Consider the following 21987-nt stretch of genomic DNA (forward strand, 5'->3'; position numbering starts at 1 on the left):
AACCTGACTGAGGGGACTGATGATGGTCTTGCGCTCGGAAATTCTGGTGAACAAAAACGTGCTACCGACTAAAGAACAAGCTCTGCCTGGCCGCGAAACCCCGATGACCTTGCCGGAAAACCATTTCGTTAAAGGCACGCCGCTGCTGGGTCCGTTCTTCGATGACGTGGAATTTGCCATTTTTGGCCTGGGTTGCTTCTGGGGCGCGGAACGCCGGTTCTGGCAGCGCGAAGGTGTGGTCAGCACGGTCGTGGGTTACGCGGGTGGCTTCACGCCGAACCCCACCTACGAGGAAGTGTGCTCGGGCCTGACCGGTCACAGCGAAGTCGTACTGGTGGTCTACGAGCCGCAGAAAGTCAGCTACGACGAGCTGCTGAAGATGTTCTGGGAACTGCACAACCCGACCCAGGGCATGCGCCAGGGCAACGACATCGGCACCCAGTACCGCTCGGTGATCTACGCCACCACCCCGGAACAACTCGCCGCCGCCGAACGCAGCAAAGCGGTGTTCCAGGAGGAACTATCGAAGGCGGGCCAAGGCACGATCACCACCGAAATCGACCAGGCACCGACGGTGTTCTTCGCCGAGGCCTATCACCAGCAGTACCTGGCCAAGAACCCTGAAGGTTACTGCGGGATTGGCGGTACAGGCGTGACCTGCCCGATCTAGGGCATCCCTGCCTGAACTGTAGGAGCGAGCATGCTCGCGATGGAAGTCCAGGCACCGCGGGGTGTCAGGCCGCCAGCGTTATCGTTAACGACCATCGCGACGGTTCGACGCCTCGACGTGCTCGCTCCTACAGGGGAATGCTGTTACTCAGCAATCAACCAGTCCATCTTCCAGCCGCCCTGGGTCTGCCCCAGTTTCTCGGACAGCCACGGCAGCAGCTCGCGCAGCTCCTCTTCCAGCCCCCAGGGTGGGTTGGCAATCGCCAGCCCGGAACCGTTCAGGCTGTTGGGTGTTTCCAGCGGATGCACCAGCAACTCCACGCGCAGCAACTTGGGTGCGCCCGTCCCGGCCAGGTCCTGGTAGAAACGACGCAACATGCGCTGGTCCTTCACCGGGTACCAGATCGCCGCCACTGTCTGGCGCATCCGGCCAACCGCCTCTTTCAACGAAGCCGCACAGCGCTGCATTTCATCGAGCTGTTCAAACGGTGGATCGATCAACATCACCGCGCGCTTTTCCTGCACCGGCAACATCGCGCGGGCCACGTGCCAGCCCTCGCCCAGGTGCACTTTCACTCGACGGTCGCCAGCCATGTTGTCCTTGAGCAGCACGCCATCTTCGGGATGCTTCTCGTTGAGCATCACCCGGTCCTGCGCTCGCGTCAGGCGTCGCGCCAGCTCCGGTGAACCCGGGTAATAGCGCAGCTGGCCATCCGGGTTCATGTCGTGCAGCACCTTCATGTAATCGGCGGTCGCCGCCGGCAGGTCTGGCTGATCCCACAGTCGCGCGATGCCTTCCAGGTACTCGCCGGTACGGTTCGCCTGATCGCCCTGAAGGTCATACAGACCAATACCGGCGTGCGTATCCAGATAGGCGAATGGCTGCTCCTTGCGCGACATCAAGGCGATGAGGCGGGTCAAGGTCAGGTGTTTGAACACATCGGCGTGATTGCCGGCATGGAAGGCGTGACGATAATTCATGATTGCTCCTGCGAAGGCCCGCAAGTTTACCTTGTACGAAGGTGAACGTCAGGACTTCGCAGCCGAGTGGGCAACCCGAGCATTGTTGACCCTACGCAAAAAAAACGGCCCGCCTCCAGAAGGAAGCGGGCCGTTTTAGCGAAAGGTCAGAGCATCAGCTCGTCACGATCACTTGTTCAGGCGGTAATCGGCCTCGGCCGCAGCAAAACGCTGTTGCATGCCTTGAGTCGGCGCGCCCATTTTGCTGACGATGTAGATCGCCAGGCTGGCGAAGATGAAACCAGGGATGATTTCGTACAGACCCAGCAGTTCGAAGTGTTTCCACACGATCACGGTGATCGCACCCACCAGGATGCCAGCCAGTGCACCATTGCGGGTCATGTTTTTCCAGATCACGGAGATCAGAACCACCGGACCGAATGCGGCACCAAAACCCGCCCAGGCGTAGCTGACCAGGCCCAGCACGCGGTTTTCCGGGTTGGCGGCCAGCGCAATGGCGACCAGTGCCACCAGCAGCACCATGGCACGACCGACCCACACCAGCTCCAGCTGGGAAGCCGACTTACGCAGGAAAGTCTTGTAGAAGTCTTCGGTCAGGGCACTCGAGCACACCAGCAATTGGCAGCTCAGGGTGCTCATCACGGCAGCCAGGATGGCGGACAGCAGCACACCGGCAATCCATGGATTGAAGAGGATTTTTGCCAGCTCGATGAACACACGTTCATGGTTCTCGGTCACGGGACCGGCCACGTCAGGGTTCGCGGAGAAGTAGGCGATACCGAAGAAGCCTACCGCTACGGTGCCACCCAGGCACAGGATCATCCAGGTCATGGAGATGCGACGGGCATTGGCGATCGACTTGACCGAGTCCGCCGCCATGAAACGCGCAAGAATGTGCGGCTGACCAAAGTAACCCAGGCCCCAACCCATCAGCGAGATAATGCCGATGAAGGTGGTGTTGCGCAGCATGTCGAAGTTGCTTGGGTTCTGCGCTTCGATGGCCAGGAACGTGGTGTCGACGCCGCCAGTGGCCAGCAGCACGATGATCGGCGTCAGCAACAGGGCGAAGATCATCAGCGTGGCTTGTACGGTGTCGGTCCAGCTCACTGCCAGGAAACCGCCTACGAAGGTGTAGGCAATCGTTGCCGCAGCACCGGCCCACAGCGCGGTCTCGTAGGACATGCCGAAAGTGCTTTCGAACAGGCGGGCACCGGCCACGATGCCGGAGGCGCAGTAGATGGTGAAGAACACTAGGATCACGATCGCGGAAATGATCCGCAGCAGGCCGCTTTTGTCTTCAAAACGGCTGGAGAAGTAGTCCGGCAGGGTTAGCGCATCGCCATTGTGCTCGGTCTGCACACGCAGACGGCCGGCGACGAACAGCCAGTTCAGGTAGGCACCGACGATCAGGCCGATGGCGATCCAGCTTTCCGAAAGGCCGGACATGTAGATGGCGCCCGGCAGGCCCATCAGCAACCAGCCGCTCATGTCGGAAGCACCGGCGGACAACGCGGTGACAACGCTGCCCAGGCTGCGACCGCCCAGGATGTAATCGGAAAGGTTGTTGGTGGAGCGATAGGCCATGAAGCCGATCAGCACCATTGCTGCGATGTAGATCACGAACGTGATCAGGGTTGGATTGCTCATTAAGTGACGCCCTGGCTTTGTTTTTATGTAGCAGCGGCAAGTTGAACCGCCTGTAAACGATGATGTTTGACAGACGCTTCGGGAGGCCGCGCATTTATGACTGATGTTTCCCCAGGAAAGCCATCAGCCGGTGCAGCCAACTTTTGATCGGTTGCACCTTGGGGCGCAGATGCTATGCAACATTGCAAATAAGGTGCAACCCATTTCTCGAGAATTAGTTGCACCTAGTCGGATTCCTCAGAAAAAAAAGCGCTTTTGCTCCGTAATGGGTCAGTAAAATGTGCTTGCTATAAGCAAAAGCACCAAGCAGAAGCGGGACTTTCGTTCCAGAATTATTTTCCTGACGAGTTGCGCATTATTCCTGCAAAAAAAGGGTTGCACCCGGTTGCACCTCATCCAGAGCACGGCTAATCTTGCGGCCAGCTGATGCCACGCAGTCGTGGCAAACATGAGGATAAAAACATGGCTACCACCACCCTTGGCGTCAAGCTTGACGACCCGACCCGCGAGCGCCTGAAGGCCGCCGCAACCTCGATTGATCGCACGCCCCACTGGCTGATCAAGCAGGCAATTTTCAATTACCTGGAAAAACTCGAGGGTGGTGCAACCCTGACTGAGCTCAACGGCTTGAGCGCCGCTGCGAGTGATGATGCAGGCGAGCTGCACGTCGACCACGCTCACCAGTGCTTCCTCGAATTCGCCGAAAGCATCTTGCCGCAATCGGTCCTGCGCGCTTCGATCACCGCCGCTTACCGCCGCCCTGAGCCGGAAGTGGTGCCGATGCTGATCGAACAGGCTCGCCTGCCCGCACCGATGGCCGACGCCACCAACAAGCTGGCGGCTTCGATTGCCGAAAAGTTGCGCAACCAGAAAAGTGCCGGCGGCCGTGCCGGGATCGTGCAGGGCCTGCTGCAGGAATTTTCCCTGTCTTCGCAGGAAGGCGTGGCCCTGATGTGCCTGGCGGAAGCGCTGCTTCGCATCCCGGACAAAGGCACCCGTGACGCCCTGATCCGCGACAAGATCAGCACTGGCAATTGGCAGCCACACCTGGGCAACAGTCCGTCGCTGTTCGTCAACGCCGCCACTTGGGGCCTGCTGCTGACCGGCAAGCTGGTGTCTACTCATAATGAAGCCGGCCTGACTTCGTCCCTGAGCCGCATCATCGGCAAAAGTGGCGAGCCGATGATCCGCAAGGGCGTCGACATGGCCATGCGCCTGATGGGTGAGCAATTCGTTACTGGCGAAACCATCGCCGAAGCCTTGGCCAACGCGAGCAAGTTCGAATCCAAGGGCTTCCGCTACTCCTACGACATGCTGGGTGAAGCCGCGCTCACCGAGCACGACGCACAGAAATACCTGGCCTCGTACGAACAAGCCATTCACTCGATCGGCAAGGCTTCACACGGTCGTGGGATTTATGAAGGCCCGGGCATTTCCATCAAACTGTCCGCCCTGCACCCGCGTTACAGCCGTGCGCAATATGAGCGCGTGATGGACGAGCTGTACCCACGCCTGCTGTCGCTTACCCTGCTGGCCAAGCAATATGACATTGGCCTGAACATCGACGCCGAAGAAGCCGATCGCCTTGAGCTGTCGCTGGATCTGCTGGAGCGCCTGTGCTTCGAGCCGCAACTGACCGGCTGGAACGGCATCGGATTCGTGATCCAGGCTTATCAGAAGCGTTGCCCGTACGTGATCGACTACGTGATCGACCTGGCTCGCCGCAGCCGTCATCGCCTGATGATCCGCCTGGTAAAAGGCGCGTACTGGGACAGCGAAATCAAGCGCGCCCAGGTCGAAGGCCTGGAAGGCTATCCGGTCTACACCCGTAAGGTGTACACCGACGTGTCCTACATCGCTTGCGCGCGCAAACTGTTGTCGGTGCCGGAAGTCATTTACCCGCAGTTCGCCACGCACAACGCCCACACCCTGTCGGCCATTTATCACATCGCCGGTCAGAATTATTACCCGGGCCAATACGAGTTCCAGTGCCTGCACGGCATGGGTGAACCGCTTTACGAACAAGTTGTAGGCAAGGTTTCCGAGGGCAAGCTGAACCGTCCGTGCCGCGTGTACGCTCCGGTTGGCACCCACGAAACGCTGCTGGCCTACCTGGTACGTCGCCTGCTGGAAAACGGCGCGAACACATCGTTCGTCAATCGCATTGCCGACCAGTCGATCTCGATCCAGGAACTGGTGGCCGATCCGGTCGCCAGCATCGAGAAGATGGCCACTACCGAAGGCGGTTTTGGCCTGCCGCACCCGCGCATTCCATTGCCGCGCGACCTGTACGGCCCCGAGCGCGCCAACTCCAGCGGCATCGACATGGCCAACGAACACCGTCTGGCGTCGTTGTCCTGCGCGCTGCTGGCCACCGCACACAACAACTGGAAAGCCGCACCCATGCTCGGTTGCGCCTCCAGCACCGAAACCCCGGCGCCCGTACTCAACCCCTCCGATTTGCGTGACGTGGTCGGCCACGTGCAGGAAGCGACGGTCGAAGATGTCGACAACGCCATTCAGTGTGCCCTGAACGCCGCCCCGATCTGGCAGGCCACCCCGCCCGCCGAACGTGCCGCCATCCTGGAGCGCGCCGCCGACCTGATGGAAGCCGAAATCCAGCCGTTGATGGGTCTGTTGGCCCGTGAAGCGGGGAAGACTTTCGCCAACGCCATTGCCGAAGTGCGTGAAGCCGTGGACTTCCTGCGTTACTACGCGGTCCAGGCACGCAACGATTTCAGCAACGACGCCCACCGCCCACTGGGCCCGGTGGTCTGTATCAGCCCGTGGAATTTCCCGCTGGCGATTTTCAGCGGCCAGGTTGCCGCAGCCCTCGCCGCCGGTAACCCGGTTCTGGCCAAGCCTGCGGAACAAACTCCACTGGTCGCCGCGCAAGCCGTGCGCCTGCTGCTCGAAGCCGGCATTCCGCAAGGCGTACTGCAACTGCTGCCGGGACGTGGCGAAACGGTAGGTGCCGACCTGGTCGGCGATGATCGCGTCAAAGGCGTGATGTTCACGGGCTCCACCGAAGTGGCGCGCCTGCTGCAACGCAACATTGCCGGTCGCCTGGACAACCAGGGCCGTCCGATCCCGTTGATCGCCGAAACCGGCGGCCAGAACGCCATGATCGTCGACTCCTCGGCGCTGACCGAGCAAGTGGTGATTGACGTTGTATCGTCGGCCTTCGACAGCGCCGGCCAGCGTTGCTCGGCACTGCGCGTGCTGTGCTTGCAGGAAGATTCCGCCGACCGCGTCATCGAAATGCTCAAGGGCGCGATGGCCGAAAGCCGCCTTGGCAACCCAGAGCGCCTGTCCGTGGACATCGGGCCAGTGATCGATGCCGAAGCCAAGGCAGGTATCGAGAAGCACATCCAGGCCATGCGCGACAAAGGCCGCAGCGTGTACCAGGTCGCTATCGCCGATGCCGAGGAGGTCAAGCGCGGCACCTTCGTGATGCCGACCCTGATCGAACTGGAAAGCTTTGACGAACTGCAACGGGAAATCTTCGGCCCTGTGCTGCACGTGGTTCGCTACAAGCGCAAGGACATCGACCAGTTGATCGGCCAGATCAACGCCTCCGGCTACGGCCTGACCCTGGGCGTGCACACCCGCATCGACGAGACCATCGCCAAGGTGATCGATAACGTCAATGCCGGTAACGTCTACGTCAACCGCAACATCGTCGGTGCTGTGGTCGGTGTACAGCCGTTCGGTGGTGAAGGCCTGTCGGGTACCGGTCCGAAAGCGGGCGGCCCGCTGTACCTTTACCGCCTGTTGTCGACCCGTCCTACAGATGCCATAGAGCAATCCTTCGCTCGCGGTGACGCCATCGCGGCGCCGGATGTTCGTCTGCGCGATGCCATGAGCCAACCGTTGACCGCCCTCACAGCCTGGGCCGACAACAACAAGCTCGCTGACCTGAGCGCACTGTGCGCGCAATTCGCCGCACAATCGCAAAGCGGCATCACCCGCGTCCTGGCCGGCCCGACCGGTGAGCGCAACAGCTATGCGATCCTGCCGCGTGAACACGTGCTGTGCCTGGCGGAAGTCGAAGGCGACCTGTTGGCTCAACTGGCAGCGGTGCTGGCAGTGGGCGGTTGCGCGGTATGGCCGGAAACTGACGTGGCCAAGACGCTGTTCGCCCGCCTGTCGAAAGACATTCAGGCGCGCATCAAGCTGGTGACCGACTGGAACAAGGACGAAGTGGTGTTTGATGCGGTCCTGCATCATGGCCATTCCGACCAACTGCGTGCGGTGTGCCAGCAAGTGGCGAAGCGTGCTGGCGCCATCGTCGGTGTTCAGGGCCTGTCGCAGGGCGAATCCAACATTGCGCTGGAACGCCTCGTGATCGAGCGCGCATTGAGCGTCAACACTGCGGCAGCAGGTGGTAATGCCAGCCTGATGACCATCGGCTGACGGCAGCTGCGAGCCTCAAGCTACAAGCTGCAAGTAAAAGCACCTGCGAGTGCTTTTACTTGTGGCTTGAGGCTTGTGCTGCTTTATCATCTCCATCAATCATCCTATCCCTCCTGCATTCCCCAACTTAGACTCGGCCCATTCCAAAAACAGGTAGGCCGCCATGTCCGAGACGTTGCTCAGTTCCCGCAATCTGGCTTTCGAGCTGTATGAAGTCCTCGATGCCGAGGGCCTGACCCAGCGTGAGCGTTTCGCCGAGCACAATCGCGAAACCTTCGATGCCGCCCTTGGCACCGCTCGCAGCATCGCCGAGAAATTTTTCGCCCCGCATAACCGCAAGAACGACGAGAACGAGCCGCGCTACGAAGACGGTCGGGCGATTCTGATCCCCGAGGTGAAACCTGCCGTGGATGCGTTCCTCGAGGCCGGTTTCCTCAACGCCGCGCGCAGTTTCGACGCCGGGGGCATGCAGCTTCCTACATTGCTGTCCCAAGCCTGTTTTGCCCATTTCCAGTCAGCCAACGCGGCATCGACGTCGTACCCGTTCCTGACAATGGGCGCGGCCAACCTGATAGAAAGTTTCGGCACCGACGAGCAAAAGCAGCGTTTCCTGCAACCGATGATCGAGGGCCGTTTTTTCGGCACCATGGCGCTGACTGAACCACATGCCGGCTCCTCGCTATCGGACATTCGTACTCGCGCCGAGCCTGCATCCGACGGCACCTATCGACTCAAGGGCAACAAGATTTTCATCTCCGGCGGTGATCACCCGCTGTCGGAGAACATCGTGCACATGGTGCTGGCAAAACTGCCGGATGCACCCGCCGGGGTGAAGGGAATTTCGCTGTTCATCGTGCCCAAGTTTCTGGTCAACGATGACGGCAGCCTGGGGCCTCGCAATGATGTGCTGCTGGCCGGGCTGTTTCACAAGATGGGCTGGCGCGGCACCACGTCCACGGCGCTGAACTTCGGCGATAACGACGAATGTGTTGGCTATCTGGTGGGCCAGCCGCATCAGGGTTTGAGCTACATGTTCCAGATGATGAACGAGGCGCGGATCGGTGTTGGCATGGGCGCGGTGATGCTCGGTTACGCCGGCTACCTGTACTCGCTGGAATACGCCCGCGAGCGCCCACAAGGCCGGGTGCCGGACAGCAAGGATCCGACCACCAAACCTGTGGCAATCATCCAGCACGCCGACGTCAAGCGCATGCTGCTCACGCAAAAAGCCTACGTCGAAGGTTCGTTCGACCTCGGGCTTTACGCGGCGCGACTGTTCGATGACACCACCACGCTTGAAACCGAAGCCGAGCGCAAGCAGGCCCACGAGCTGCTGGATCTGCTGACACCGATCGTCAAATCCTGGCCGTCGGAGTTCTGCCTGAAGGCCAACGAACTGGCGATCCAGATTCTCGGCGGGCATGGCTACACCCGAGAGTACCCGGTGGAACAGTATTACCGCGACAACCGCCTGAACCCGATCCATGAAGGCACCCATGGTATTCAGTCGCTGGACTTGCTCGGACGCAAACTGGCACAGAATGGCGGCGCGGGGCTCAAGCAACTGATTCGTCTGATCGCCGAGACGGCCGAGCGGGCGCAGGGGTTCGACTCACTGACGCCCTTGCGTGAGCCGCTGGAGAAGCTGGTTGCCCGCTTGCAGAGCGTGACCATCGGCCTGCTGACAGACCTCGCCCAAGGCAAGGTCAACAGCAGCCTGGCGAACTCGGCGCTGTACCTGAAAGTGTTCGGACACACCGTCATTGGCTGGCGCTGGCTGGAGCAGGCCATTCGTGCCGAGGAAGGCTTGGCCAAAGGCAATGCGGCGGATGCAGGCTTCTATAAAGGCAAGCTGCAGGCGGCCCGGTATTTCCTGACCTGGGAAGTACCGGGTTGCCATCATGAACTGGCAATTCTTGAAGCTCGGGATGATGTGTGCCTGAACATGCAGGATGAGTGGTTCTGATCGGCTTGTTGTAGCGCGGCCAATCGCGAGCAAGCCCGCTCCCACAGGGTTTGGGGTGGAACACAAATGGTGTGAACACCCTAGCCATCAGTGGGAGCGGGCTTGCTCGCGAAGGCGCCAGTGAAAACACCCCATCACCCCAACTTGAACCCACCCATCTGCCGCGCCAGGTCATCGGCCAAGCGCTGCAACGTCTGGCAATCCTCCCGACATGCCCTCACCTCTCCCGCCGTCGCCCGCGCCAGATCGGAAATCCCCTGCACGTTGCGGTTGATCTCTTCGGTCACCGCCGACTGCTCTTCCGTCGCGGTCGCCACCTGGTGGTTCATGTCGCTGATGCGTTCGACCTGCCCGGTGATAGCGGTCAAGGATGCACCCGTGCGCTGGCTCGACTCGACACCGGTTCCCGTCGCCGCTTGTCCGCTGTGCATCGACGACACCGCATTTTCCGCCCCCTGCTTGAGGCTGGCGATCATCTGCTGAATCTCGTCGGTGGACGCCTGTGTACGTCGGGCCAGGGTCCGCACTTCATCGGCCACCACCGCGAAACCACGCCCCATGTCCCCCGCCCGCGCGGCTTCGATGGCGGCGTTGAGCGCCAACAGGTTGGTCTGCTCGGAAATCCCGCGAATCACCGCCAGCACCTGATCGATCGACGCCACCTGATGCGCCAGCTCCCCGACCGCACCGGCGGCCACGCCGATTTCATCGGACATGCTTTCGATGTGGCGGATCGACCCGCCAACCACCTCCCGCGCCAGCAACGCTTCGTCACGGGCCGTCTGTGACGCGAGCGCCGCGTTGCCGGCGTTCTGTGCGATGTCCTGCACGGTCAAACCCATCTCATGGACGGCGGTGGCGACCATGTCGGTCATTTCCTGTTGCCGACCAGAGCGTTCAGCCGTGTTGTCCACCACTCGCGCCACTTGCCCCACGGCTGTACGCAAGCGTTCACTGGTGGCCAGTACTTCACCGATCAGGGTGCGCTGACTTTCCAGGAAGCGGTTGAAACCACGCGCAAGGTCGCCAAGTTCATCAGCGCGAGTGGAATCTAACCGGTGAGTCAAATCTCCACCACCGCTACCGATGGCCACCAGTGCTTCTGTTACCTGCCGAATCGGTCGCACCAACCCGCGGGCCAGCAAGACCACCAGCAGCAAGCTCACCAGGGCTACCGCCAGGCCGATGCCGCTACTTATCCACAGGGCGCGGCGAGCTTCTGCGTAGATCTGCGACTGCGGCACTTCGGCCACGAGCGTCCAGTCGAGATCACGCAAGGGCAGGCTTAGCGCCAGATAGTCTTCGCCCTCACGACTGAAGCTGCTGCTTGCGGCGTTTTTTTGACCGATGATCGATTGGGCTGCGGACGCGCCGATCTGCTCGGCAAGCGTGCGCCTGCCGCTGAACTGCCCCTCGGGATGGACCTGGATCAGACCGTCGGAACGCACGAGATAGACCCGGCCGCGCGCCCCGAAGTTGAAGTCGTGAATCAACTCGGACAGCTCTTTCATGCTCAGCCCGAGGCCAGCGACACCCACCACCTTGCCCGCTTGTTCGACCTTGAGGTCGATAAACAGCGCCAATTCTCCGGTGGCGGTGTCATTGTCGATATTGAGGGTGCGCGGCTGATTGCTGTCGAGGAAGGAGTAGAACCAGGCGTCCTTGGCGTTGGCTCGGCTCAGGGAGCGATCCAGGCCTTTTTCGGTGAAGTAGTGGTTGGTCGCGGCGCCGATAATCAGCGCGGTAAACGCCTTGTGTTCGGCGCGGATGCCTTCCAGATAGTCTACGAACGCCGGCGTTTTACTGGCATCTTCGCCATTGGCAAGCCACTCGCGGACCATGCTGTTGCTGGCGATGTCCTTGGCGGCGGTGAGGGGCTGCACGAGGATGCGCTCGATGTCGTTGCGCATGGCCTCGATGCTCGACGGCAGCGCCTGTTCGACCAGATAACGCTGGGCAAGACGGTTGACCACGAGGGTATAAATGCCAACTACGATCAGGATGCTGAGCAGCAGGGCGGTGCCCATGCTCAAGATCAACTGCCATTGAATACTGCGTCGCCAGAACTGCATGAAACACCCCCAAAGAATAAGAGGCTGAAACACTGCAACAGCCGTGCCGATTGTATACAGGACAATCGACAATCTATTCTTTGGTTGTGCTCAAGACCTATCAGGCCTGATTGATCGTCTTGGTGATCACTTCAACCGTGGCGCTGACTTGCTCTTGATAACGGTCGAGTTCCAGCTTGTGTTGCTTCTGCATTTCGATCTGCCGGGAACACAGGTTCATCGCGGCCAGCACCAGCAGGCGATCGCCGATCAGCGTCGGGTACTTCCTTTTGGTCTCGGCCAGGGCAGCCTTCAACATGACGGCGGCGTCCAGCAGGGTTTGCTCTTCCCCGGCCGGTGCCTTGATCGAATAGTCCTCTCCCAGAATCGAGACGACCTTTACCCCTGCGGCGCCGATACTCATGCGCTGACCGGGCCGGCATTGACGCGATCAACCAGCGCCTGAATACGGGCAGCGGTCGCGCCGTGCTTCTCTTCCTGTTCCATCAGGCTCAGTTGCAGGCTTTCATTTTCATCCTTGAGCCCGGCCAGTTCCGCACTCAGGGCCTGATTGGTGCCCAAGAGGCTCTGATTCTGTTGCACGAGGTCACTGACCAGTTGTTCCAATTGGCTGAGGGATGCTTCCAACATTTTGATTTTCCAGGCTTTTTCAAAGGGCGCGTACGATAAAGAAAAGTTACCGGCGATGCCAGGGGTACAAGGACGCAAGCCCTTGATTTTCCTGGTCGGTAACGCTCCTCGGCGAACCCTAGAGACTGTGATTGGCGGATCTGGTTCCTGCACTTCGTCGCCGCATCGGATTGGCGACTGATCCGAAGCCCCCTCAAGACTTTAGTCGTATGACCGATAAGTCACGCATACGTCAGTTTCAGCGCCGCACAGGCGCGTTTAATTCGGTACCCACCATGTCCCTTCGTAATATGAATATCGCCCCGCGTGCGTTTGTGAGTTTCGCCCTGATTGGCGCGCTGATGATGATCCTGGGCGTGTTTGCATTGAATCAGATGAGCAAGATTCGCGGTGCCGCCGAGGACATCGCCAGTAACAGTGTGCCAAGCATCAAGGCTCTCGATGAATTCACCCAATTGACCCTGCGCCTGCGCGTCCTGTCCTACCGTCTGCTGGTCAATCGCGAGGCGGACGTACAGCAAAAGACCATGGACCTGCTGGACATGCGCAACCAGCAGATCCGCACCGCCCAGGGCATCTACGAAAAACTGATCGCCAGCCCGCAGGAACGTGCCGCCTACGATCAATACGTACAGCTGCTGGGGCAATATCGCCAGATCGAAGACCGGATGAAAACACTGTCGCGCAGCAATCAGGTGGATGATCTGCGCAACCTGCTCAACACCGATCTGCTGAGCAACTCCGAGGCGATCAACACGGTGCTGACCAAACTGCTGGAGATCAACACCCGGCAAACCCTCGACACCGACCAGCAAGCCGCCGATCAGTACGACAGCGCGTTCAATCTGGTGGTTGTCCTGCTGGTTATCGCCACCGTTCTGACGTTCCTGTTTGCCTGGCTGCTGACCAACAGCATCACCCGACCAATCGCCAATGCCCTGGGCGCCGCCGAGGCCATCGCCGAGGGCAACCTGACGCGCCCGATCACCGTTGATGGCCAGGACGAAGCCGGTCGACTGCTGGCCGCCATGGCCAAGATGCAGGACAAGCTGCGCGACACCCTGCAACGTATCTCCGGTTCGGCCACGCAGTTGGCATCGGCCGCCGAAGAACTCAACAGCGTCACCGACGAAAGCGCCCGTGGCCTGACCCAGCAGAACAACGAGATCGAACAGGCCGCCACGGCCGTCAACGAGATGACCAGCGCCGTGGAAGAAGTGGCACGCAACGCGGTGAGCACCTCCGAGGCGTCGAAGAACGCCACCACCTCCGCAGGTGACGGCCGTGACCTGGTTCAGGAAACCGTAAGCGCCATCGAACGCATGAGCACCGACGTGCAGAGCACCGCCACCTTGATCGGCGAGCTGGCCAATGAATCGCGCGACATCGGCAAGGTCCTGGATGTGATCCGTGGCCTGGCTGATCAGACGAACCTGCTGGCCCTGAACGCTGCCATCGAAGCGGCTCGCGCCGGTGAAGCGGGTCGCGGTTTTGCGGTGGTGGCCGATGAAGTTCGAGCGCTCGCCCACCGCACCCAGCAGTCGACCAGCGAAATCGAGCGCATGATTGGCAGCATTCAGAACGGTACGGAACAGGCCGTGGATTCGATGCGCAACAGCACCGAACGTGCTGAGTCGACCCTGAACATCGCTCGGGGCGCCGGCCTGTCCCTGGACACCATCAACAGCGCCGTCGCCGAAATCAACGAGCGCAACCTGGTCATCGCCAGCGCCGCCGAAGAGCAGGCCCAGGTGGCCCGCGAAGTGGATCGTAACCTGGTGAACATTCGTGACCTGTCGGTGCAATCGGCCACCGGCGCCAACCAGACCAGTGCGGCCAGCAACGAGCTGTCGCGCCTGGCAGTGGATCTGAACACGATGGTGGGGCGTTTCAGGCTCTGACCTCTCGCCGATGATCGTTCCCACCCCGAGCGCGGGAACGATCATTGAACGCAGCGTGGGAACGATCCGGATACGACGCATCGGAACGATCGGCGCCCAAACCTGTTTGACAGCATCACATTTCAACAGGTTAGAATCGATGGCACGCAGACTGCATGGTCAGTTTGTGCCCGCCTTTTTTCAGCTTCCGGAGTATTGCCCTTGAATGCGACAACCATCAACAGCCTGTTCTTGATCGGCGCGTTGCTGGTAGGTGCAAGCATTCTGGTGAGCTCACTTTCCTCACGTCTGGGCATCCCGATCCTGGTGATTATCCTGGCCGTGGGCATGACCGCCGGTGTCGACGGCGGCGGGATCATTTTCGACAACTACCCGACGGCCTATCTGGTCGGCAACCTCGCACTGGCGGTCATCCTGCTCGACGGCGGCTTGCGCACCCGGGTCTCAAGCTTCCGTGTGGCATTGTGGCCGGCGCTGTCGCTGGCCACCGTCGGGGTACTGATTACCACCGGTTTGACCGGCATGGTCGCAGCCTGGCTGTTCGACCTGAATATGATCCAGGGCCTGCTGATCGGCGCCATTGTCGGCTCCACTGACGCCGCGGCGGTGTTCTCGCTGCTGGGCGGCAAGGGACTCAATGAGCGGGTGACCGCCAGCCTGGAGATCGAATCCGGCAGCAACGACCCCATGGCGGTGTTCCTCACCGTCACCCTGATCGACATGCTGGCGAGCGGTCAGACGGGGCTGCACTGGGACCTGCTGCTGCACCTGGTGCGAGAGTTCGGCATCGGCGGTGTGATCGGACTGGGCGGTGGCTGGTTGATGTTGCAACTGGTCAACCGCATCAACCTCGCCACCGGTCTCTACCCGATCCTGGTGATTGCCGGCGGCCTGGTGGTGTTCGCCCTGACCAACGCCCTGCACGGCAGCGGCTTCCTCGCGGTTTATCTGTGCGGCCTGGTGATCGGCAACCGTCCGGTACGCAGCCGCCACGGCATCCTGCACATGCTCGATGGCATGGCATGGCTGGCACAAATTGGCATGTTCCTGGTGCTGGGCCTGCTGGTGACGCCACACGACTTGCTGCCCATCGCCATCCCCGCGCTCGGCCTGGCGCTGTGGATGATCCTGGTAGCACGTCCGCTGTCGGTGGTCGTTGGCCTGCTGCCGTTCAAGGCATTCCATGGCCGCGAGAAAGCCTTTATTTCCTGGGTGGGCCTGCGCGGGGCGGTGCCGATCATTCTAGCGGTGTTCCCGCTGATGGCCGGGCTGCCCAATGCCCAGCTCTACTTCAACCTCGCATTTTTCATCGTGCTGGTCTCGCTGCTGGTGCAAGGCACCAGCCTGCCGTGGGTGGCCAAACTGTTGAAGGTGACCGTTCCCCCGGAGCCGGCGCCGATCTCTCGCGCCGCGTTGGAGGTTCACGTCACCAGCGAGTGGGAGCTGTTCGTTTATCGCCTCGGTGCCGAGAAGTGGTGCATAGGCTCGCCGCTGCGCGAGTTGAAAATGCCAGAGGGCACCAGGATCGCAGCGCTGTTTCGCGGCCAACAATTGCTCCATCCGTCGGGTAGTACGGTGCTCGAAGTCGACGATTTGCTGTGTGTAATCGGTCATGAACACAACCTGCCGGCCCTGGGAAAACTGTTCAGCCAGGCGCCGCAACGGGGGCTGGATTTGCGTTTCTTCGGCGACTTCGTACTCGAAGGAGACGCCCAACTGGCCGCGGTTGCTGCCCTCTACGGGTTGAAGGTCGAAGGCATCGATCCGGACATGTCCCTGGGTCGGTTCATTGCGCAGAAAGTGGGCGGTGCGCCAGTAGTCGGCGACCAGGTGGATTGGAACAACACCCTGTGGACCGTCGCGGTCATGGACGGGAACAAGATCGGCAAAGTGGGCGTCAGATTCCCCGAAGGAAGTCGCCCGGGCCCCGGGCTCTTCCTCTAAACTCCACACTTCGCCTTTTGTTTCCGATCAAAATCTATGTCGACCCTGCGCACCTTTTTCATCATGGCCCTGCTGGGCCTGAGCCTTTCTGTCGGCTCTCTGCAAGCAGCCGAACCGCCGTCCCGCGAAACCGTACAGGCCAACCTGGACAAGATCGCCGATCGCAAACTGCCCGAAGCCGATCAGAAAGCCTTGCAGAGCGTTCTGCAAAACACCCTGACCCAGCTCGGCAACCAGCGTGACTACGAGCAGAAGCTGGCCGACATCAAGCAGCAATTGGCGACAGCGCCTAAACAGACCATCGAGAACCAGCGCGAGCTGACCCGACTCAAGGGCACCAGCATGCCGCCGGTGGCACAGCGCTACGCCAAGGAGTCCATCCCGCAACTGGAACAATTGCTGACCGAGCGCTCGACCCAGCAAAGCGACATGCAAAAGGCCCTGGCGGATGCCAATAGCCTGGTCATCACGGCGCAGACCCGTCCCGAGCGCGCCCAGGCGGAAATCTCCAGCAGCCAGACGCGCATCCAGCAGATCAACAATATTCTCAAGGCCGGCAAAGATGCCGGCAAGACGTTGAGCGGCGAGCAACGCGACCTGCTCAATGCCGAGCTGGCAGCACTGAATGCACTGATCCCGCTGCGTCGCCAGGAACTGGCCGGCAACAGCCAGTTGCAGGACCTGGGTAACAGCCAGCACGACCTGCTGACGGAAAAGTCCGACCGCCTGGACCGGGAAATCCAGGAACTGCAAACCCTGATCAACCAAAAGCGCCTGGCCCAATCCCAGGAGACCGTGACGCAGCAGTCCATCGAAGCGCAGAAATCCGGCGGCAGTGCCTTGCTGGCAAGTGAAAGCGCAGCCAACCTGAAGCTGTCTGACTACCTGCTCAAAAGCACCGACCGCTTGAACGTGGTCACGCAACAGAACCTGCAAACCAAGCAGCAACTGGACAATGTGACCCAAAGTGACTCGGCATTGGACGAGCAAATCAACGTGCTCAAGGGCAGCCTGCTGCTGTCCAAGATCCTCTACAAACAAAAACAGGGCCTGCCGCGCCTCAAGGTCGATCGTGATCTTGCCGACCAGATCGCCGACATCCGCCTGTACCAGTTCGAGGTGAGCCAACAGCGCGAGTTGCTCAGCAATCCGGCGACTTACGTCGACAATCTGCTGTCGACCCAGCCGCCCGAGCAGGTCACCCCGCAGTTGCGTAAAAGCCTGCTGGAATTGGCCACCACCCGGGCCGACCTGTTGGAGCGTCTGAACCGCGAACTCAGCGCAGTGCTCAACGAATCCATCACGCTGCAGCTCAACCAGAAGCAACTGCTGAGCACCGCGCAAAGCCTGCGTGCGACGCTCGACGAGCAGATGTTCTGGATTCCGAGCAACAAGCCGTTGGACCTGGAATGGATGCGCGGCGTGCCGGAACGCCTGCAACGCCAGATCGCGACCCTGCCGCTGGCTTCGAGCTTCAGCGAATTGAGCGATGGCCTGACGCAGCGACCGCTGCTGTTCCTGCCGCTGGTGCTGCTGATCGGCGCACTGCTATGGCGCCGCAAAAGCCTCTATGCCCGTCTGAACAAGGTCCACCAGGACATCGGCCACTTCAAGCGTGACAGCCAGTTGCACACGCCACAGGCGATCCTCATCAACATTCTGCTGGCGTTGCCGGTTGCACTGGGTCTTGCCCTGTGCGGGCTGGCGTTGCAGATCGACGCCCGCGGACAGAACGCCAACATGGGCGCGGCGCTGCTGCAAATGGCGATGGCCTGGCTGGTGTTCTACACCGCTTACCGAATCCTCGCGCCGGGTGGCGTAGCCGAACTGCACTTCCGCTGGGAAAAACCCCAGGTCGAGTTCCTCCAGGCCTGGGTCCGCCGACTCGGGCTGGTGGTCATGGCCCTGGTAGCGGTGGTGGCGGTCGCCGAACTGCAACCGGCGGCGCTGGCCGACGACGTGTTGGGCATGCCGGTGGTGCTGACCTGCTACGCGCTGATGGCCCTGTTGCTCAGCCGCCTGCTGATCAGCAGCCCGACCCACAAGAATGCCTCGCTGTTCCGCAAGGCCGTGGGAGTGATGTTCACTGCCCTGCCCATCGCGTTATTCGTGGCCGTGTGCTTTGGTTACTACTACACCGCACTGAAACTCAGCGACCGCTTGATCAATACCTTGTACCTGCTGATGTTCTGGCTGGTGATTGAAGCCACGTTCGTACGCGGACTCAGCGTCGCGGCCAGGCGCCTGGCTTATCAGCGCGCCCTGGCCAAACGCCAGGCCGCCAAGGAAGCCGGTGATGGCGAAGCGGTGATCGAAGAGCCGACCCTGGACATCGAGAAGGTCAACGAACAGTCCCTGCGCCTGATTCGCCTGGCTCTGCTGGGCGGCTTCATCGCGGCGCTGTACTGGGTCTGGTCCGACCTGATCTCGGTGTTCTCGTACCTGGACAACGTCACCCTCTACGAATACACCAGCGGCACCGGGGCCAATATGAGCATGGTGCCGATCAGCATCGGCGACATGCTGGGCGCACTGATCATCATCGGTATCACCTTCGCCCTGGCGCGCAACTTGCCGGGTCTGCTGGAAGTGTTCGTGCTGTCGAAACTGGACTTGGCCCAAGGCAGTGCCTACGCCACCACTACGCTACTTTCCTACGTGATTGCCGGCGTCGGTTTCGTCACGACCCTGTCGACCCTCGGCGTGAGCTGGGACAAGCTGCAATGGTTGGTGGCCGCGCTATCGGTAGGCCTCGGTTTCGGCATGCAGGAGATTTTCGCCAACTTCATTTCCGGCATCATGATCCTCTTCGAACGCCCGGTGCGCATTGGTGACACCATCACCATCGGCAACCTGTCGGGCACGGTGAGCAAGATCCGCATCCGCGCCACGACCATCACCGACTTCGACCGCAAGGACATCATCGTCCCGAACAAAACCTTCATCACCGGGCAACTGATCAACTGGTCGCTGACTGACACCATCACCCGGGTCACGCTCAAACTCGGCGTCGACTACGGCTCGGACCTGGACCTGGTCAAAGAACTGCTGCTCAAGGCCGCCCGGGAGAACCCACGGGTGCTCAAGGAACCGGAGCCGCACGTGTACTTCCTCAATTTTGGTGAAAGCACCCTTGACCATGAGCTGCGCATGCACGTGCGTGACCTCGGCGACCGCAACCCGGTGCTCGATGAAGTCAACCGCTTCATCAACCGTGAGTTCAAGAAACAGCACATCAATATTTCTTTCCGGCAAATGGAGGTTTACCTCAAGAACCTGCACGGTCAGGAATACAAGATGGTGCCTATCGAGCCGGAAACGAAGACCATCGTGCCGCTGGCTGAGGGCAAGCCCCTGCAAGAGCCGCCGCCCGCCAAGCTCGACTAACCGCCCTATCCCTAGCAGAATGCTCGGACATTCTGCTGGAGATGGCCGGTGAAAGCCCTAGACGAACTGACCTTCGATAACCGCTTCGACCGCCTGGGCGATACCTTTTCCGCCCACGTGCTACCCGAACCCATCGACAATCCACGGCTGGTGGTCGCAAGCTCCGCCGCCATGGCGCTGCTCGACCTTGACCCGGCGGTGGCCGAAACGGCGGAGTTCGCCGAGCTGTTCAGCGGCCACAAGCTGTGGGCCGACGCGGTGCCGAGGGCAATGGTTTATTCCGGTCATCAGTTCGGCTCCTACAACCCGCAGTTGGGCGACGGGCGGGGCCTGTTGCTGGGTGAGGTATACAACGAAGCCGGCGAACATTGGGATTTGCACCTCAAGGGCGCGGGCCAGACGCCATTTTCGCGCATGGGCGACGGACGCGCCGTGTTGCGTTCTTCGATCCGTGAATTTCTCGCCTCCGAAGCGCTGAACGCGCTGAACATTCCCACGACGCGGGCGTTGTGTGTGATCGGTTCAGACACGCCCGTGTGGCGTGAGCGGCAGGAACGCGCGGCCATGGTGTTGCGCCTGGCGCCCAGCCACGTGCGCTTTGGCCACTTCGAGTATTTCTACTACACCAAACGTCCAGAGCAACAGAAAGTGCTTGGCGAGCACGTGCTGGCGCTGCATTTCCCACAGTGCCTCGAACAACCGGAACCCTACCTGGCGATGTTCCGTGAAATCGTCGAGCGCAATGCCGAACTGATCGCCAAGTGGCAGGCATACGGCTTCTGCCACGGCGTGATGAACACCGATAACATGTCGATCCTGGGCATCACCTTCGACTTCGGCCCGTTTGCTTTCCTCGACGATTTCGACGCCAATTTCATCTGCAACCACTCCGACGACCAGGGCCGCTACTCGTTCAGCAACCAGGTGCCGATCGGTCAGTGGAACCTCAGCGCCCTGGCTCAGGCCCTGACGCCGTTCATCAGCGTCGAGGCGCTGCGTGAAACCCTGGGTCTGTACCTGCCGTTGTACCAAGCCCATTACCTGGACCTGATGCGTCGTCGCCTGGGCTTGACCACTGGCGAAGAAGACGACCAGCAACTGCTGGAACACCTGCTGCAACTGATGCAGAACAGCGGCGTCGACTACACGCTGTTTTTCCGCCGCCTGGGCGAAGAAGCCCCGGAGCAGGCGGTTGCACGCTTGCGCGATGACTTCGTCGACATCAAGGGTTTCGACGCCTGGGGACAGCGCTACATCGACCGCACCCGCCGCGAAGGAGAACCGGACCAGACCCAACGCCGCCAACGCATGCACGCGGTCAACCCGCTCTACATCCTGCGCAACTATCTGGCGCAGAACGCCATCGATGCCGCCGAGAAAGGCGACTATTCAGAGGTGCGCAGGCTGCATGAGGTACTGAGTAAACCGTTCGAGGAGCAGCCGGGGATGGAAAGCTACGCCCAGCGACCGCCGGAGTGGGGCAAGCACCTGGAGATCAGTTGTTCGTCGTGAGGTGGTCAGTCCAGAGGATCGATGGCACTGACGACTCGAGCGACGATGTCGGCCATCGTGACGTCATCGAGTCGCTCGATGAACTTGGCCGAGCCATCAAGTACACGTTGTTCGATGTCAAAGCTGCGGACCTGATTACATACCGCAACGCCGTTCGTTTCGTGCCCGGATACACTGACAGCCAGCCCTACGTTCCGGCTGAAACCGCCGCCGCTGGTGACTGGCACTGTCATGCTGACACCCAGCGCATTAATTTCCCTGGGGGTTATCACCACAAAACGGTGCCGGTTCATCATCTCCCGACCCGCGACCGGGTTGGGATCAATCCAGTAAACATCGCCCCGCTGCGGGGCACGCCGACGCACCATCAGCCAAGCTCCCGGCCTATTGGATCGCCCTCGCGAGCAGAGGCCGTTTGTGCGTTCAGCTCAGCCATTTCTTCGGCGCCCTCCAGCAACTGCGCGAGGCTATATCGCTTTTGAGGCTCGGATTTCACAGGGCGGGCAATCAATTCTCCATCGACCACATTCAGCTCCAGTTGTGCTCCCACCTCAAGGTGCAGGAGCTTGAGCAAGGTCGGCGCAAGCGTGATTACTGCTGCGCCTCCCTGGCGGCGAATTTTGGATGTCACGGACACGGGATAACTCCTATCCGACAAATGCAGGGCATCGATTTCTCGATGAGTGCAACAAAAGTAGCACGCAATTGAAGACAAAGCGAAAGCCTCTGGAAGTGAAAGACGTCGAAGTTGATTCCAGCCTAGCCATTGCGCAGAAATATGCCGGCGCGAAAATGTGAGCATTTGCGACACTCACCTCCTCGCGCAGCTCACCCAACACTTGATAAAACGCCTCCCGGACTC

General features: G+C 60.6%; 14 protein-coding genes and 2 pseudogenes. 8 read left to right on the forward strand and 8 right to left on the reverse strand.

Annotated features, from left to right (window positions below; all coding sequences use genetic code 11):
• The first annotated feature begins 22 nt into the window (after window positions 1–22).
• Complete coding sequence (gene msrA, locus AB4O36_RS23960; protein ID WP_460126837.1) at window positions 23–670, forward strand: peptide-methionine (S)-S-oxide reductase MsrA; 648 nt, start codon at window positions 23–25, stop codon at window positions 668–670.
• Window positions 671–813: 143 nt separating this feature from the next.
• On the opposite strand, the gene AB4O36_RS23965 is transcribed toward msrA, so the two are convergent.
• Both AB4O36_RS23965 and putP read right to left on the reverse strand, forming a co-directional pair.
• On the reverse strand, window positions 814–1650 hold the full coding sequence (locus AB4O36_RS23965) for a 23S rRNA (adenine(2030)-N(6))-methyltransferase RlmJ (RefSeq protein ID WP_460118717.1): 837 nt from the start codon (window positions 1648–1650) through the stop codon (window positions 814–816).
• A 168-nt stretch (window positions 1651–1818) separates the two neighbouring features.
• Entirely contained in the window at window positions 1819–3297 is a 1479-nt protein-coding gene (putP, locus tag AB4O36_RS23970; RefSeq protein ID WP_460118719.1) for a sodium/proline symporter PutP, read from the reverse strand.
• A 462-nt stretch (window positions 3298–3759) separates the two neighbouring features.
• On the opposite strand from putP, the gene putA reads away from it, so the two are divergent.
• Entirely contained in the window at window positions 3760–7713 is a 3954-nt protein-coding gene (gene putA / locus AB4O36_RS23975; protein ID WP_460140423.1) for a trifunctional transcriptional regulator/proline dehydrogenase/L-glutamate gamma-semialdehyde dehydrogenase, read from the forward strand.
• 163 nt (window positions 7714–7876) lie between these two features.
• A complete protein-coding gene (locus AB4O36_RS23980) occupies window positions 7877–9679 on the forward strand; it encodes an acyl-CoA dehydrogenase (protein ID WP_460118723.1) in 1803 nt (600 codons plus the stop codon).
• 134 nt (window positions 9680–9813) lie between these two features.
• Here AB4O36_RS23980 and AB4O36_RS23985 read toward each other — a convergent pair whose 3' ends face one another.
• The 4 genes and pseudogenes from AB4O36_RS23985 to AB4O36_RS24000 all read right to left on the reverse strand — a co-directional run bounded on the left by AB4O36_RS23985 (window position 9814) and on the right by AB4O36_RS24000 (window position 12381).
• Complete coding sequence (locus tag AB4O36_RS23985; RefSeq protein ID WP_460126839.1) at window positions 9814–10554, reverse strand: methyl-accepting chemotaxis protein; 741 nt, start codon at window positions 10552–10554, stop codon at window positions 9814–9816.
• Window positions 10555–10680: 126 nt separating this feature from the next.
• Window positions 10681–11751, reverse strand: a pseudogene (locus tag AB4O36_RS23990) (HAMP domain-containing protein); the annotation flags it as partial.
• Window positions 11752–11851: 100 nt separating this feature from the next.
• Window positions 11852–12154, reverse strand: a complete 303-nt coding sequence (locus AB4O36_RS23995) for a cell division protein ZapA (RefSeq protein WP_460118725.1) — start codon at window positions 12152–12154, stop codon at window positions 11852–11854.
• Window positions 12151–12381, reverse strand: a complete 231-nt coding sequence (locus AB4O36_RS24000; protein WP_460118727.1) for a hypothetical protein — start codon at window positions 12379–12381, stop codon at window positions 12151–12153. Before AB4O36_RS24000 ends, AB4O36_RS23995 begins: the two co-directional genes overlap by 4 nt.
• A gap of 290 nt (window positions 12382–12671) precedes the next feature.
• Here AB4O36_RS24000 and AB4O36_RS24005 point away from each other — a divergent pair.
• The 5 genes and pseudogenes from AB4O36_RS24005 to selO all read left to right on the forward strand — a co-directional run.
• Window positions 12672–13427: pseudogene (locus AB4O36_RS24005) on the forward strand (MCP four helix bundle domain-containing protein); the annotation flags it as partial.
• Complete coding sequence (locus AB4O36_RS24010) at window positions 13419–14282, forward strand: methyl-accepting chemotaxis protein (protein ID WP_460126841.1); 864 nt, start codon at window positions 13419–13421, stop codon at window positions 14280–14282. The pseudogene AB4O36_RS24005 and the gene AB4O36_RS24010, both read left to right, overlap by 9 nt.
• A 201-nt stretch (window positions 14283–14483) precedes the next feature.
• Window positions 14484–16226, forward strand: a complete 1743-nt coding sequence (locus AB4O36_RS24015; RefSeq protein ID WP_460118728.1) for a potassium/proton antiporter — start codon at window positions 14484–14486, stop codon at window positions 16224–16226.
• Window positions 16227–16262: 36 nt separating this feature from the next.
• Entirely contained in the window at window positions 16263–19613 is a 3351-nt protein-coding gene (mscK, locus tag AB4O36_RS24020; RefSeq protein WP_460140424.1) for a mechanosensitive channel MscK, read from the forward strand.
• A gap of 48 nt (window positions 19614–19661) precedes the next feature.
• Window positions 19662–21125 (forward strand): protein adenylyltransferase SelO, encoded by a 1464-nt coding sequence (gene selO / locus AB4O36_RS24025; RefSeq protein ID WP_460140425.1) that lies wholly within the window; start codon window positions 19662–19664, stop codon window positions 21123–21125.
• Window positions 21126–21130: 5 nt separating this feature from the next.
• Here the strand turns inward: selO and mazF are convergent, their stop codons facing one another.
• Complete coding sequence (mazF, locus tag AB4O36_RS24030) at window positions 21131–21493, reverse strand: type II toxin-antitoxin system toxin MazF (protein ID WP_460118734.1); 363 nt, start codon at window positions 21491–21493, stop codon at window positions 21131–21133.
• Window positions 21493–21927 carry a type II toxin-antitoxin system antitoxin MazE gene (mazE, locus tag AB4O36_RS24035; protein WP_460126842.1) on the reverse strand — a complete coding sequence of 145 codons (435 nt, stop codon included), beginning with the start codon at window positions 21925–21927 and terminating at the stop codon, window positions 21493–21495. Before mazE ends, mazF begins: the two co-directional genes overlap by 1 nt.
• Between the last annotated feature and the right edge of the window lie 60 nt (window positions 21928–21987).

Source organism: Pseudomonas sp. S2_E01, assembly GCF_054668365.1.